Source organism: Arthrobacter sp. P4_F11 (assembly GCF_056401395.1).
The window spans coordinates 294,230-307,440 of sequence record NZ_JBFUJK010000002.1 but is presented as its reverse complement, the minus strand read 5'-3'; the positions used below and the strand labels follow the sequence as shown (position 1 = coordinate 307,440).

Here is a 13,211-nt window from a genome sequence, read left to right as displayed (position 1 = left end):
TGGCTGTCTCGAAATGCCGTCCAACAACAGGTAGTCGCACAACTGCGAATTGTTCGGGATTAAGAGAATAGTGAGGGCGGCCATGGCCGTGATCGGGTACGCGAGGGTCTCCACCACGGAACAGAACCTTGATCTGCAGCTCACGGCACTCCAGGCCGCCGGCGCGGACCGGACCTTTGCCGACAACGGAGTCAGCGGATCCACGCTGGAGCGTCCTCAGCTGGCCAAGGCCCTGGACCGGCTTGAAGCTCGCGACGTGCTCACCGTGTGGAAGCTCGACCGTCTGGGACGCAACACCCGGCACGTCCTGGACGTAATCGAGAACATCAGAGAACAGGGCGCAGGTTTCCGGTCCTTGACTGAGGGACTGGACACAACCGGGCCCATGGGCACCGCCATGCTCACGATCATGGCCGCATTCGCACAACTGGAGCGCGACACGATGATCGAACGCACCAGGGCGGGACTCGCCGCGGCCGCGGCCAACAACGGCCACGGCGGCAGACCACGCAAAGTCGTCTACGCTGCCGCCGACAGGGCCAAAGAACTCAAAGGCAAAGGAATCAACGCCTCCGACATCGGCAAGATGGTCGGAGTCTCCCGCGCCACGGTCTACCGATAGCTCATATAGGCGACGCGCAGACATCTGGCACAGCAGGCATGGCGGTGAGTAGGTCAGCAGCCGAATCCTCGCTGGAGCCGGAGGGAAACTTTTTGTGGGTCTCTCCGGGAGACAAACGTTCTACTTCGCTGGCACGTGCGGACCCAATTCAGCACCTTCATTGAGAGCCCGTGCTGCCGTTGAGCGAAGTCGATCGCTAACTGCGGGGCATCGCTGCGCGCGTTTCTCCATGGGCGGCTCAGGCCGGCTCCATCTTTAAGGAAGGTGGAGCCGGTCTCTGGGGTGCGCTTCGTCATTCTGAGGGAGAAATGACGTTGTGGCGTGCCCCTGACTGGGCTGCTGTGCCACAACGCAACAGTAGGTTCTGAAGCTGCGGTTTTTCTTGCCGTGTGGGAGCCCCGGGTCGGGGGAGCGGCGATGCTTGGAGATTCGGTGCCACGGGCGATTACAGGGCGTTGAAGACGTCCGGGCCGAAGCTGTTCAGCCCCGGCGCGCCTGCGTAGCCGAGCCGGGGTACTGAAAAGATGTCCTCGATGCTGGCAAGCAGGCTGTAGTGGTTGTACATCCTGTCCGACGTCGTGCCCCCCTTGGTGAACGGCGAGATCACCAGCGCCCCGACCCGGCCGCCGGCCGTGCCCCCGGGGATGCCCGACGGGCCGGGGGTCTTGGCTTCGGTTTCGTCGAAGGTGATCACCAGCATCCCGTCCTTTTTGTAGGCCGGGGAGTCGAGGATGACCGGAACCTGCTGCTGCAGCCAGCCGTCGGCGCTTTCGAGACCGCCCGGGTTCCCGTCGACGCAGGGGCTGTCGTGCCCGTCATTGCACAGGTTGGGTGTGATGTAGGAAAGGTTCGGTGTCGCGTCCGTGGACTTCAGGTCATCGGCGAAGTGGGTGTAATCCACCACGTTTTTCTGGCAGTCCGGGGACGATGTTATTTCCTCAAAATACACGAACGGGTTGTGGCGCGTTGCGTATTGGTCGCCCTCCTTCGCCTTGTGGTGATCGTCCTTAGAGCCGGGCTCGGGATGCTGGCAGGGAGTGCCCATGTCCTCCATGTAGCCTTTCCAGGTCTTGCCGGCGGAACTGAGCTGGCCTGCAAGTGTCGGAACCGAGGCCGGGTACACACAGCCGGTACCCTGCACCTGGCTAAGTTCGGATGTTCCGGTTTGTTTGAACCCGGCATACACCGGGCAATCGGCGCGCGTCATGGCGTTCGAGCCCTGCCCCGAAATCTGGGCCAGGTAGTCCGGGAGGGAATTGTGGTCTATCCCGTAGTACCGGGAGAGCAGCACACCCTCGGCGCGCAGGGTCTTCGACAAGTAAGGGGCCGCCGAACCAGCACCCCAGACATCGTTGTAATCGTGGTTCTCCAGGTTGATCACGAAGACGTGGCCGGGCTTCCCCTGGGCCTGTGTGGGTTCTGCAGAGGGGGTTGTCGCAGGAGTTCCGGGGGCGGCCGTTGTCTTGTCCTGCCCCGGCGATGGCCCGCCTCCTGGCGGGGTGGGCTCACAGGCCGTGGCCGCGACCGCGAGGGTCGCAGCGAGAATCAGCGCCGCGGGTCGCGCCGCGCTGTCCAGCACCAGAATTTTGAAGGTATTTCGGCTCATCCGTTCCGGCTTCTCTCTGGCCCAGCCCCCGGCGGACCGATTACCAAGTGGCGTTTGATGCCCACGCTAGAATCAACATTTTGTCTGTACGCGCTGAGTAATACCTGTGGAGCCCTGCGGGCCCACGTTGCATAGGTGTAAATGATGTCGAAGAAGACTGGTCGACTCTCGTTCGTGAACGTCACGCATGTGACTACCGTCCAACCCGTCTCGGTGGGCTCCGTTCAGAACGACATCTTCAGCTCCCGCTGGCCTAGACGATATGAACTGTGGTGCTCGCTGACGTAGGACTGGAACCCCGGGTTCATATCGTCTAGGACCAGGAATCCGGAACGATCTCGCCGGGAATCACCCCCAGGCCGTCCCGGATCCCATCAAGGGCAAAACGGGCCTCGCTGCGCTCGGACAGCACAAGCATTTTCATTCTTTTTGCTGCTGTCCGTTGGATCATATGTGCCCGCTACACGGGCGCAACCGTCCTGCGGACGACCGCGCACCGGATGCGTTGTGGTCGGCGCTGCGCTTATTTCCTCCCCGCAATCCATCAGGTGCTTGCCCTTCGGGTTGCGCGGGCTCCGTCGGGCACAGCTCCGCGATGCTCCGCCAGCAGGCAAAAGAACATGGTGGGGGAGAAGGAGCTGCTGATGGAATACCCGGGAACGTCGTGCGCAAGGCCGAAATCGTGAACCACGTCTGGCCCTGAAAACCCCGACCGGCGCGGCAACAACGTCGAGCTCTACATCTCCTATCTCCGGCGGAAGACCAACGCCGCCGGCCCCCCACGTTCCACACCCTGCGCGGCATCGGCTAGCTGATCAAACCGGCCCCAACTGGCCCGGATTTCGTCGCATCAAGCAACTAGAACACCGCTGGCACCGCCTCCTCCACCCAAATTCCCCCGTCCTGACGGCCCGCACCCTCCGCGCCGCGTGCGATGCAAGGTCCGATCGTAGAAGCGGACGTGGGCAGGGTGCCCCCGCGTGGTAAATCAGCCCGGTTACGCTGTGGACCGCGGAACCATGCCCCTGCGCCAGGCAGCCGGTCCGTTAAAAAACTTCCATGCGGGTGCATCCGGGTACGGGCTTTGGCCGGTAGTAAGGGTGTAAGCACAACCACCGCCCCCATGCGGGCACCTTATGAGGAGTTGGAAATGCGCAAGACACTTACTGCAGCCGCCGGAGCGATGACGCTGCTGGCAGCACTGACCCTGGCTGCCCCCGCCCAGGCCGGCACCTGGCACCACCACGACGAAGGCACAGCGAAACTGTCCGTCCTCCATGGCGTCCCGGGCCTGACCGTGGACGTCTGGGTCGACGGCAAGCGCGCCCTGGACAACTTCACGCCGGGGAAGGTGGCCGGGCCGTTGAACGTCCCCGATGGAGACCACAAGATTGCCATCACCGGGGCGAACGCCACCAGCGCGGCCAACCCCGTCATTGGCCCCGTCACGGTCGACCTGGAAGCAGGCCAGGACTACACCGCGGTCGCGCACCTGGCCGCCAACGGCAAACCGACGGCCACACTTTTCACCAATGACACCTCGACCAGCCCGGATGGAAAGGGCAAGCTGACCGTCCGGCACGTTGCCGCCGCCCCGGCCGTCGACGTCCTCGCCGGAAGGACCGCCGTCGTCAAAGAACTCACCAACCCGCATCAAAAGACCCTCACCCTTAAGGCCGGTACTGTCTCCGCGTCGGTCGCAGCGGCCGGAACCACGTCCCCGCTGATCGGCCCGGCCAACGTCCGGATCACCGAGGGGAAAAACACTATCGTCTACGCCTGGGGCAGCCTCGCCGCCAAGAACCTCAAAGTCGCCGTACAGGTTGTGGACTCCGCCTCGCAAGGAGACGAGTGCGACGACGAGTAGGCTCCTAGGGCTCGTGCCGCCATCACGTCCTCTTGCCCGGTGGGACCGCTTCGACTGCGGCCCCACCGGCAGGCGTGCGAAATGACGTCCCGGACCACCGCCGCCATTCGACCGTGGCGGAGCTCCCGCGCGAGCGGCATAATGTGGGTCAACAGGGCCGCTTATCGCTCAAAGGAGCGCCCGATGGAGGCTGCCGCAACGCATGACTGGGACCCCGGTCTCGATCGCGCATTTGTCGGCGGCGACGAACGCGCCCTCGCGGAGGCATACCGACGGTTTGGTCCGCTGGTCTACACGCTGGCGCTGAGATCCCTAGGAGAGCGTGCCGCTGCCGACGACGTCACCCAGGAGGTCTTCATCCGCGCTTGGAAATCACGGACCACTTACCGGCCTGAGGCGGCACGGCTGCCAGCCTGGCTGATCGGGATCACGCGCAATGCCATCTCCGACGCGTTGTCCGCCCGCGCCCGCCAGCGTCATCTCGAACAAGCGGCCACGCTCCTGGTCGTTGACCCCGCCGCCCAGCCAGATGCGGGGGACGTCGACGAGGTCGCCGACCGCCTAACCCTGGACGAAGAACTGGAAAAATTAGGGGACCCACAGCAAGCAATAATGCGGCTGGCATTCTATGAAGACCTGACCCACGACCAAATCTCGTCGCGCCTCAACCTGCCGCTCGGCACCGTCAAAAGCCACATCCGGCGCAGCCTCGCCCGTTTGCGCACCCGCCTGGAGGTGGAACATGGAACACCTTGACGCGGACCTTCTCAGTCTGCTGGCCCTGGGCGAGCCCGTAGGCACAGACGCCGACGCCGCCCACCTCGCCGGCTGCCCCACGTGCAGCGATACCCTGCGAGGGCTGCGGCACGCCGTGCACATTGCCACCCTCGACCCGGGAGGCGTTGAACTCGAAAAACCCGGCAGCCAGAACTGGACCGCCATCCATCAGGCCCTCGGGCTCTCCCCGGCGCTGGCGACGGATCCCCTGAGCCAGCACTCCGTACCGCGCGGTGCACCTCCGGAGCGGTCGGCCATCGACCCGGCCACGGCGCAAGCGCCCCTGAACCATGGCAGCAAGACAGCGTCGGCACCGGCTCCCATTCGGCCCAGCGCCAAAAACCGGGCCGCCCGTCCCGGACTCTGGATGATGGCGGCCGCGGCCGGCATCATTCTCGGCACGGCCGCCGGATGGGTCGCCGCCGGAGTCATCGGACACACCGGCACGCCGTCCCCTTCCTCCACCCAGACGGCTCCAGCATCCATTGTCCTCGCCCAAACGTCCCTGTCCCCCCTGCCCGCGCACACCGGCAGCGGAGACGCGCGGGTGGAGCAACTCCCGGATGGAACCCGCCAACTGATGATCCGGCTCTCCAACGACCACATCACCGGATTCCGGGGAGTGTGGGTCGGTTCCGCCGACCTGACCAAAATGGTCAGCCTCGGCGTCCTCGCCAACGAATCCGGCAACTTCACCATCCCTGCCGGCATCGACCTGGCCCAGTACCCCATCGTCGACATCTCCAATCAGCCGTACAACGGGGATCCCGCCCACTCCGCCGACAGCATCGCCCGCGGAAAGCTCAACCTGAAAAACTGACCCTGCGGGGGCCGGACCGTCCGCCCCGGAAGAATCTTTACCCTGGGCTTCTCGCCGTCCCAGCGTTCAGAACCGTTGTCGGCCACTTGTAGTCTGGCCTCAGTATCTTCGAAGAGGATTCCATGCACGAACCCCTGCTGGTCCTGTCCGGCGCATCGCTCTTGGCATTGGCTGTGGCAGGCGGGTTCTAGCGGAGCGCTCCTCCTTGCGGTGGGGCCACACTAATTGGCGTCCCCGGCACCGGCAGCTAAGTCTCGCAGTGTGCGCGCTCCTGGGTTCCGTTGGCCTATACATCGTATTGGTACCCGGGACAGGGATCGATTCAACGGGAACGGGAAACAGTGTGGACCTTGGAGTTGGGATGCTGCTGTTGGCGGGGATCTGGTTCATCTTCCGGCGGGAGGTAGTCCGCTACCAGCTCTGGGTGACGCCGAGGACCGCTAACCGGGCGAATTCGGAGGCTATTCGTTGAGAAGCTACTCAACGGATTACCGATACTTCTCAGCCGCTGGATTCAGTATGGGGGAGGGCTCCGACAATCAACTGGTTGCACGCCAATGGGGACAGCCTGAGCTGCGCGGAGGGCTCCACCTGACCCCAGTGGGCACAACCCCTGCGGGCCTTGCTGCGGCTCTCCTTCAGGGTTGTGGACTGCCCCACGGCTCCGTGCGGGCAGGCCTGGCTCGCTCCGGAAAATCTGGTTGACAGTGGGGATTGGTGCTTCTAGATTTTTTAGTGTTTCTGGGTTGGTCATGCTTCACATTCATGCTGTTGCTGTTTCATTTGAGCGGCTTTGCCGCCAGGATGCAGGAGGCCACGATGACGAAGACACCACTGGAAGATTTCCTCACTGAGTGCGTCGCACCGGATCCGGACGGCGGTCTCAGCGTGGAGGAACTGTATGGCTTGTATCTGAGCTGGTGCGGGCTTGGAGGGTTTGCACCAGTTAGTGGCAGGGCGTTCAGAGCAGGTTTGCGCGCAGCCGATGTCCACATTGAATACCGTGGACGCAGGTGCCCGGGCCTGAGGATGACCGGCCCGGCCGCGTGCGATTACCTGGTCCACCGCGAACTCCCGCTCGCCGTGCTCGAGGCACCTGCCGGTCCTCAACTCATCTCACACCAGGGCCCGGAAAAGGTCACGCCGCTTCCCGGCCGGCCGGCCGCGGGAGTCCGCGGCGCCGTGCCGGCCGCCTGACGTGCGCCGGCCCGGCCCTTGATGGCACTTTGAGCGCGGTCTTGGTCGGGAGTATGAGGAAAGCCTCCGCGCGAATCCAGGGACTCAAGCGCGGAGGCTCCCGGTTCTCCAAGCTGGGGGGACTGGAGAACCACTCTAAGGGTACTAGCCGGCGTGACGTCCTGGCCGCTGGCCCCCCGGGAAGCGCGGCCTTCCAGGTCACCGCCGGGGCGGGCGGCCCCCGGTCCTCCCGGCCTGCCAACCGGGAGCGGCAGCGTCCAGGAGTTTGACCTTCACCGGGTCCAGTTCATTGCGGCGGTTTTTGTACCGCTGGGTGTGGATCCACACCCCGAGAGTGTGCTCACGCTCTGAGTCACAGTCCTCATGGCGGGGCCAGTCGTATGCCGTTCTGGCGTTATTCGACGAGGCTGTCGCCTGGCTGGCGGATGACGAGACCAAGCGCTTGGGTGTGCCGCTCCTGCGGGTTGACTGCTAGGGGGGAGGCCAGGGCGACCTGGTCCGCTTCTACGAATCCGCCGGCTACCGGCGCACCGAAACGTTCAAGGTCAAGGAATGGCCCGGGCAGATCCTCGAACGCCGGTTCGTCTCAAGCTGACGCCGGGCAGGCAGAAGGAATACCGCCGAAGGAACGCTCCCGATCGCCCGGCACCCGGGCGTCAGCCGCTGAAATCACCGGCGTTCCGGCGGAATGTGCCCAGGATCCGGATCAGCTGGTCCACGTCCTGGTCCGCGAAGCCGGACTGGCCAAAGACCTCGGAGTTCAGCACCGCCGTCGCCCGTTTGGCCAGGGTGCGGCCTTCCGGGGTGAGCTCGATCAGGGTGGTGCGGCCGTCCGTGGGGTGCGGCGAGCGGATCACCAGCCCGGCCTCCTGGAGCCGGTCCACAGCGTTGGTCACGGAGGTGGGATGGACCTGCAGCAGCGCGCTCGCCTTGTTCATGGGCAGCGCCCCGCTGCGGGCGAAGCTGAGCAACGCGAGCAGCTCGTACCGGGCAAACGTGAGCCCGAACGGCTTGAGCACCGCCTCGATCCGGCCGAGCAGGATCTGCTGGGTCCGCATGATGGCGGTGATGGCGGCCATCGGGGCGGCGACGTCGGACCAGCCGTGGCGCTCCCAGTTCAGCCGGGCGTCGGCAATCGGATCTCGCGGCAGCGGTGTTCCCATGTTCAGCCCTGCCCCTTGAGCCCGGGGAAATCGGAGTCGGAGTACTCGATGCCGAGGCCTTCCGGGACGGGCCCGCCGCCGTGGCGCACTTCCTCGCTGTGCCGCAGCTCCACGCGCCTGATCTTGCCAGAGATCGTCTTGGGGAGCTCGGCAAACTCCAGCCGGCGGATCCTTTTGAACGGCGCCAGGTGCTCCCGGCAGTACCGCAGGATGTCTTCGGCCAGCTCGGGGCCCGGCTGGTGGCCAGCGGCCAGGACCACAAACGCCTTCGGCACTGACAGCTTGAGCGGGTCAGGGGAGGGGACGACGGCGGCCTCCGCCACTGCGGGGTGCTCAATCAGCACGCTCTCCAGTTCGAACGGGGACAGCCGGTAGTCGGAGGACTTGAAGACGTCGTCGCCGCGGCCCACATACGTGATGATGCCGCGCTCGTCCCGGCTCGCCATGTCCCCCGTGTGGTAGTAGCCGTCACGGAAAGCCTCCGCCGTCTTGTCCGGGTCGCCGTAGTACGCCTTCATGAGCCCCACGGGGCGGGGGTCGAGGCGCAGGCAGAGCTCGCCGTCGTCGGCCTCCTCACCCGTGGCGGGGTCCACAAGCACGACGTCGTAGCCGGGCAGCGGCTTGCCCATGGCGCCGATCTTGATCGGCTGGCCCGGCGTGTTCGCGATCTGCACGGTGGATTCGGTTTGGCCGAAGCCGTCCCGGATGGTTTGCCCCCATGCGCGGTGGACCTGGTCGATCACCTCGGCGTTGAGCGGTTCGCCGGCGGACACCACCTTGGTGGGCGGATTCTTGAGCAGTGTGAGATCGGCCTGGATCAGCATCCGCCAGACCGTCGGCGGGGCGCAGAAGCTGGTCACGGATTCGCGGTCCATCTGCTCCATGAGCGCCCTGGCGTCGAAGCGTTCGTAGTTATAAATGAACACGCACGCCTCGGCGATCCAGGGGGTGAACACATTGGACCAGGCATGCTTGGCCCAGCCCGGCGAGGCCACGTTGAGGTGCACGTCGCCCGGTTCCATACCGATCCAGAACATCGTGGACAGATGTCCCACCGGGTAGGAGGTGTGCGTGTGTTCGACGAGTTTGGCCTTGGACGTGGTGCCCGAGGTGAAGTACAGCAGGAGCGTCTCGTCGGCCGGGGTGGGGGCGTCCGGGGTGAAATCCGCACCGGCCGCGGCAGCATCTGCCCCGTAGTACTGCAGGGCATTGGCCTGGGCAGCAGCGGGGTCCCCGGCGCTGGCGCCAACTTCAATCAGCGTGTACTGGCCGGCGACGTCGGCGAACTTCGCGATGTTGGCACTGCCGACGGCGGCCCAGGCCGCACCGCCGCGTTCCACCCGGTCCTGGAGGTCGGCCGGTCCCATCAGTGTGGTGGTGGGAATCATGACGATCCCCAGCTTGATGCCGGCCAGCATCAGTTCCCAGAGCTCCACCTGGTTGCCGAGCATGATGATCATCCGGTCCCCGCGCCGCACACCTGCCCCGCGCAGCCAGTTGGCCACCTGGGACGAGCGCCGGGAGAGGTCAGCGAAGCTGCGCCGGGTCGCGGACCCGTCCTGTTCAACGATCACCAGCGCAGGCTTGTCCGCCTTGGCCGGGTCCGCGGCGAGCTGGTCGAACCAGTCCAGTGCGAAGTTGAACTCCTCAAAGCGGGGCCACTGGAATTCGTTGCGGGCGCCGTCGTAGTCCCCGCGCAGGGCAAGCAGCCGGTCTCGCGCGGCCCGGAATTCCTCAGTCACGGTCATGGTGCACCTTTCGAAGTCCTCTGGCGCTGCCGTTCCGGGCGGTCGGTGGCACGGCGCCGTTGCCTGGGATCCACCGGCCCGGCACGGTGCCTGCCTAGTGATCCCCGTCACTGTGCAATATACTAGGACATCCAAGGGTTTGGAAGGGCGGCGCTGCTCCGCAGGCGTTGCATGACGAAGGGATACGTGCCCGTGCAGCCACAAGGACGTGCCAGCGGACCGTCGGCGCCAGCCGAAAACACAGCGGAAGACAGAGCCGAATCAAATAGAACCGAAAACACAGCGGGATCAGACACGGCGGGATCAGAGACAGCCGAATCCGCTACCGCGGGCGCCGCCCCCGAAGCCGCGGCGGAGCCGCCGTTTCCCGACGCCGACCTCATGTACATCGTTGACCTGTTGCCGCCGGACGAACAGCTCCGCTACCAGGAGGTCCGGGAATTCCTGCAGTCCCGGATCCGGGCCGCATCAATCGACTACTGGAACCGCGAGGAGTTTCCCTTCGGGCTGCTCGCCGAACTCGGCAAATACGGTTTGGGCGGGCTGCAGACGGACGGCACGTCCAAGCTCTTCAAGGGGCTCATGTATGTCGAGGTGGCGCGCGCCGACGTGTCCCTCTCGGCGCTCGTCGGGATCCACAACGAGCTGATCGTCGGCATGATCGACGAGCTGGGCTCGGCGGAACAGAAGGCGCGCTGGCTCCCTGGCCTCACCGCGTTCACCCAGCTCGGGGCGTTCGCCCTGACGGAGCCGGACCACGGCTCGGACATCGCCGGCGGCCTGGAAACCACCGCCCGGCTGGACGGCGACGAGTGGGTCCTCAACGGCGCCAAGCGTTGGATCGGCGCCGGCACCATCGCGGACTTCGCCCTCGTTTGGGCCCGGGACGTCGCTGACCAGCACATCAAGGGCTTCATCGTGGAGACGGACCGTCCGGGCTACACCGCAACGAAGATCGCCAACAAGATCGGCCTGCGCATCATGCAGAACGCGGACATCGTCCTCGACGAGGTCCGGATCCCGGCGGCCAACCTGCTGCCCGGCGCCACCAGCTTCTCCAAGGCCAACGAGCTCCTGCGCGATTCGCGGGCCTGGGTGGGCTGGCAGGGTGCCGGCATCCAGCTGGCCGCGTTCGACGTCGCGCGCGCGTATTCGCTGCGGCGCCGCCAGTTCGGCAAGGAACTGGCCCGCTTTCAGCTCATCCAGCAGCAGCTCGCCGAGATCCTGGGCAACGCGACCGCCTCCCTGGCCCTGATGGCCCAGCTGGCGCGGATCCAGGAAGAGGGCAAGCTCGAGATGGTCCAGGCCGCCATGGCCAAAGCGACCACCACGCGGCTGGCGCGTGCCTCGGTGGCGATGGGACGGTCCCTCATGGGCGGCAACGGCATCAGCAGCGACTATGAGATGGGCAAGCTCTTCGGCGACGCCGAAATTCTCTATACCTATGAGGGCAGCTACGAAATCAATTCACTGATCGTGGCGCGGGCCGTGACGGGAAAGTCCGCTTTCGTCTAGGCTCCCCGCGGGATCTAGGCTCCGAGTGTGTCAGTGCCGTCCCGCGCCTCGCCGTCCCGCGCCTGGCCGGCTCGCGCCCGCCCGGCCGGGGCAGGCTGAACCGCCGGGCTGGCGTGGCCGTAGCGGGACGTGCGGTTGCGGCCCCCGTTCTTGGCCTCGTACAGGGCCCGGTCCGCGCAGTCCAGGAGCGAGCCGGCCGCGGCGTCGCTTTGCTCGCAGACTCCGGCGGAGATCGTCAGGAAACCTACTTCCCCGAACGGTTCGGACGCGATGGCCTTGCGGGCGCGTTCGGCGGCGCGCAGGGCCTCGGCGCCGTCCGTCTCCGGGAGCAGCCACACGAACTCCTCGCCGCCGAACCGGGCCACGATCTCCTCGGCGCGGGCGACCGTCCGGAGCCTGGCCGCGACCTCCGCCAGGACCACGTCGCCCGTCAGGTGGCCGTGGGTGTCGTTGACCCTCTTGAAGTGGTCGATATCAAGGACGACGGCACTCAGGCTTGTCCCGCGGCTGCGGGCCTGTGCAACGTGCTCGGTGAGGTGCCGTTCCAGGGCCCGCCGGTTGGGCAGGCCACTGAGGGCATCGGTAGTGGCCTGTTGTTCGAGGTCGGTCCGGGCCTCCGTGTTGCCGATGGCGATCTCGACGAGCTCCGCGAACTGGGCCAGCCGCTCCATCATCGCCTCCGTGACCCCGGTGCGCGACTTCGACGTCAGGCTCACGGCGCCCCACAGGCTGCCGCGGACCCGGATCGGCGCCGCCGCCGCGGACTGGAAGCCGCCGGCGCGCATCTGCTCCGCTGCCTGTCCACCTTCCGCCCGGTAGCGAACCAGGGCCGGCTTGCCGGTCACGGCCACCCGGACAGTGGCCGACTCGTCCGTCGGGGCGAAGATCTGCCGCCGGCTCAGCGTCGGCGGGAGCGTCGGCGCCATGGCGACGATTTCCGCCGAGGATGCGCCCGTGAAACGGACGACGGCGGCGGAATCGACGTTGAACAGGTCGCGGACAATCGCGGCGACCCGCTCAGAGATGGCTGCGGGGGCCGCGTTGCGGGCAACTTCGGTGGCTATCTCGTGCAAAGCCTCCCAAACCTTTTGTTGCTGCAGGCGCTCGGTGATATCGACCGCCACCACCATGCCGGCCGCGGCCTCGTCGTCGGAGTAGACCGGCCCGGCGTTCAGCCGGTACGTGCGGTGGCCGATCTGCCGGCTCCAGGACACGTCGCGGCCGGCGAGGGCCGCACGGTAGCGCGGCTCGAGCTCGCTGGCGAGATCGCCCTTGAGCACATCCTGGATGCGCTGGCCTTCGAGCTCTTCCCTGCGGTAGCCGAAGGTCTCCAGCTCCTGGCCTTCGGCGATCAGGTAGCGCAGCTCGGCGTCGAAGAGGAGGACGAAGACACCGGGAACGCTCCGCGCCAGGGCGCGGTACCGGTCCATGTCCCGTTGCCGGCGCCGGTCGGCCAGCACACGCTCGGTGATGTCCGTGACCAGGACGAAGAAGCCCTGCACCGCGCCGTCCTGGGTATCGGGGGTGTAGGTCACCTCGGTGAAGCGGGACTGGCCCGCGGCATCCACCAGGGTCCGGTCGAACTGCTGCCGTTTCCCGGCGAGCGCTCCCTCGATGTGCGGCAGGTTGGCCTCCAGGACGGTCTCGCCGAGCACGTCCCGGACATGCATGCCGTGAAGCTGCTGGGGTGCGAAACCGAACCACTCGCAGTAGGCGTCGTTGGCCAGGCGGTTGCGGAGTCCCGTGTCCCAATAGCCGACGAGTGCCGGGATTCCGTTCAGGACGGCCCGCAGCTGCGCCGGGATCTCAGGCAGTGGCGACGGACCGGCATCGTCCCTGTTGAGTGGGCTGCGATTAGTCATTGCCTTAGTATCCATTGCCGGCGGCGGCATCGGA

General features: G+C 66.1%; 10 protein-coding genes. 6 read left to right on the top strand and 4 right to left on the bottom strand.

The window, feature by feature from the left end; all coding sequences use genetic code 11:
* Nucleotides 1-82: 82 nt before the first annotated feature.
* Nucleotides 83-622, top strand: coding sequence for a recombinase family protein (locus AC1DRO_RS04405; RefSeq protein WP_476949964.1), 540 nt, complete (start codon nt 83-85; stop codon nt 620-622).
* 445 nt (nt 623-1,067) lie between these two features.
* On the opposite strand, the gene AC1DRO_RS04400 is transcribed toward AC1DRO_RS04405, so the two are convergent.
* Nucleotides 1,068-2,228, bottom strand: a complete 1,161-nt coding sequence (locus tag AC1DRO_RS04400; RefSeq protein WP_476949963.1) for an alkaline phosphatase family protein — start codon at nt 2,226-2,228, stop codon at nt 1,068-1,070.
* Between the two features lie 1,150 nt (nt 2,229-3,378).
* Here AC1DRO_RS04400 and AC1DRO_RS04395 point away from each other — a divergent pair.
* From AC1DRO_RS04395 to AC1DRO_RS04380, 4 genes are all read left to right on the top strand, one after another.
* Complete coding sequence (locus AC1DRO_RS04395; RefSeq protein WP_243181408.1) at nt 3,379-4,095, top strand: DUF4397 domain-containing protein; 717 nt, start codon at nt 3,379-3,381, stop codon at nt 4,093-4,095.
* A gap of 183 nt (nt 4,096-4,278) precedes the next feature.
* Nucleotides 4,279-4,851, top strand: a complete 573-nt coding sequence (locus AC1DRO_RS04390) for an RNA polymerase sigma factor (protein ID WP_243181409.1) — start codon at nt 4,279-4,281, stop codon at nt 4,849-4,851.
* Nucleotides 4,838-5,692: an anti-sigma factor gene (locus AC1DRO_RS04385; protein ID WP_476949962.1), complete on the top strand. Its 855-nt coding sequence runs from the start codon at nt 4,838-4,840 to the stop codon at nt 5,690-5,692. The genes AC1DRO_RS04390 and AC1DRO_RS04385 overlap by 14 nt, the downstream gene beginning before the upstream one ends.
* A 1,029-nt stretch (nt 5,693-6,721) precedes the next feature.
* The gene (locus tag AC1DRO_RS04380) at nt 6,722-6,889 is read left to right on the top strand and encodes a hypothetical protein (protein WP_476943359.1); all 168 of its coding nucleotides are present in this window, start codon (nt 6,722-6,724) and stop codon (nt 6,887-6,889) included.
* A 656-nt stretch (nt 6,890-7,545) separates the two neighbouring features.
* Here the strand turns inward: AC1DRO_RS04380 and AC1DRO_RS04375 are convergent.
* The gene (locus tag AC1DRO_RS04375) at nt 7,546-8,052 is read right to left on the bottom strand and encodes a MarR family winged helix-turn-helix transcriptional regulator (protein ID WP_028277447.1); all 507 of its coding nucleotides are present in this window, start codon (nt 8,050-8,052) and stop codon (nt 7,546-7,548) included.
* A 2-nt stretch (nt 8,053-8,054) separates the two neighbouring features.
* Nucleotides 8,055-9,800: an AMP-binding protein gene (locus AC1DRO_RS04370; protein ID WP_459383688.1), complete on the bottom strand. Its 1,746-nt coding sequence runs from the start codon at nt 9,798-9,800 to the stop codon at nt 8,055-8,057.
* Nucleotides 9,801-10,181: 381 nt separating this feature from the next.
* On the opposite strand from AC1DRO_RS04370, the gene AC1DRO_RS04365 reads away from it, so the two are divergent.
* The gene (locus AC1DRO_RS04365; protein WP_476949961.1) at nt 10,182-11,315 is read left to right on the top strand and encodes an acyl-CoA dehydrogenase family protein; all 1,134 of its coding nucleotides are present in this window, start codon (nt 10,182-10,184) and stop codon (nt 11,313-11,315) included.
* Nucleotides 11,316-11,329: 14 nt separating this feature from the next.
* Here AC1DRO_RS04365 and AC1DRO_RS04360 read toward each other — a convergent pair whose 3' ends face one another.
* Complete coding sequence (locus AC1DRO_RS04360; RefSeq protein ID WP_476949960.1) at nt 11,330-13,177, bottom strand: sensor domain-containing diguanylate cyclase; 1,848 nt, start codon at nt 13,175-13,177, stop codon at nt 11,330-11,332.
* Between the last annotated feature and the right edge of the window lie 34 nt (nt 13,178-13,211).

Coding starts and splice junctions, on each gene's coding strand:
- AC1DRO_RS04375 (WP_028277447.1), bottom strand. CDS start 8,052: ATGGGAACACCGCTGCCGCGAGATCCGATTGCCGACGCCCGGCTGAAC.
- AC1DRO_RS04400 (WP_476949963.1), bottom strand. CDS start 2,228: ATGAGCCGAAATACCTTCAAAATTCTGGTGCTGGACAGCGCGGCGCGA.
- AC1DRO_RS04380 (WP_476943359.1), top strand. CDS start 6,722: ATGACCGGCCCGGCCGCGTGCGATTACCTGGTCCACCGCGAACTCCCG.
- AC1DRO_RS04360 (WP_476949960.1), bottom strand. CDS start 13,177: ATGACTAATCGCAGCCCACTCAACAGGGACGATGCCGGTCCGTCGCCA.
- AC1DRO_RS04405 (WP_476949964.1), top strand. CDS start 83: ATGGCCGTGATCGGGTACGCGAGGGTCTCCACCACGGAACAGAACCTT.
- AC1DRO_RS04385 (WP_476949962.1), top strand. CDS start 4,838: ATGGAACACCTTGACGCGGACCTTCTCAGTCTGCTGGCCCTGGGCGAG.
- AC1DRO_RS04390 (WP_243181409.1), top strand. CDS start 4,279: ATGGAGGCTGCCGCAACGCATGACTGGGACCCCGGTCTCGATCGCGCA.
- AC1DRO_RS04370 (WP_459383688.1), bottom strand. CDS start 9,800: ATGACCGTGACTGAGGAATTCCGGGCCGCGCGAGACCGGCTGCTTGCC.
- AC1DRO_RS04365 (WP_476949961.1), top strand. CDS start 10,182: ATGTACATCGTTGACCTGTTGCCGCCGGACGAACAGCTCCGCTACCAG.
- AC1DRO_RS04395 (WP_243181408.1), top strand. CDS start 3,379: ATGCGCAAGACACTTACTGCAGCCGCCGGAGCGATGACGCTGCTGGCA.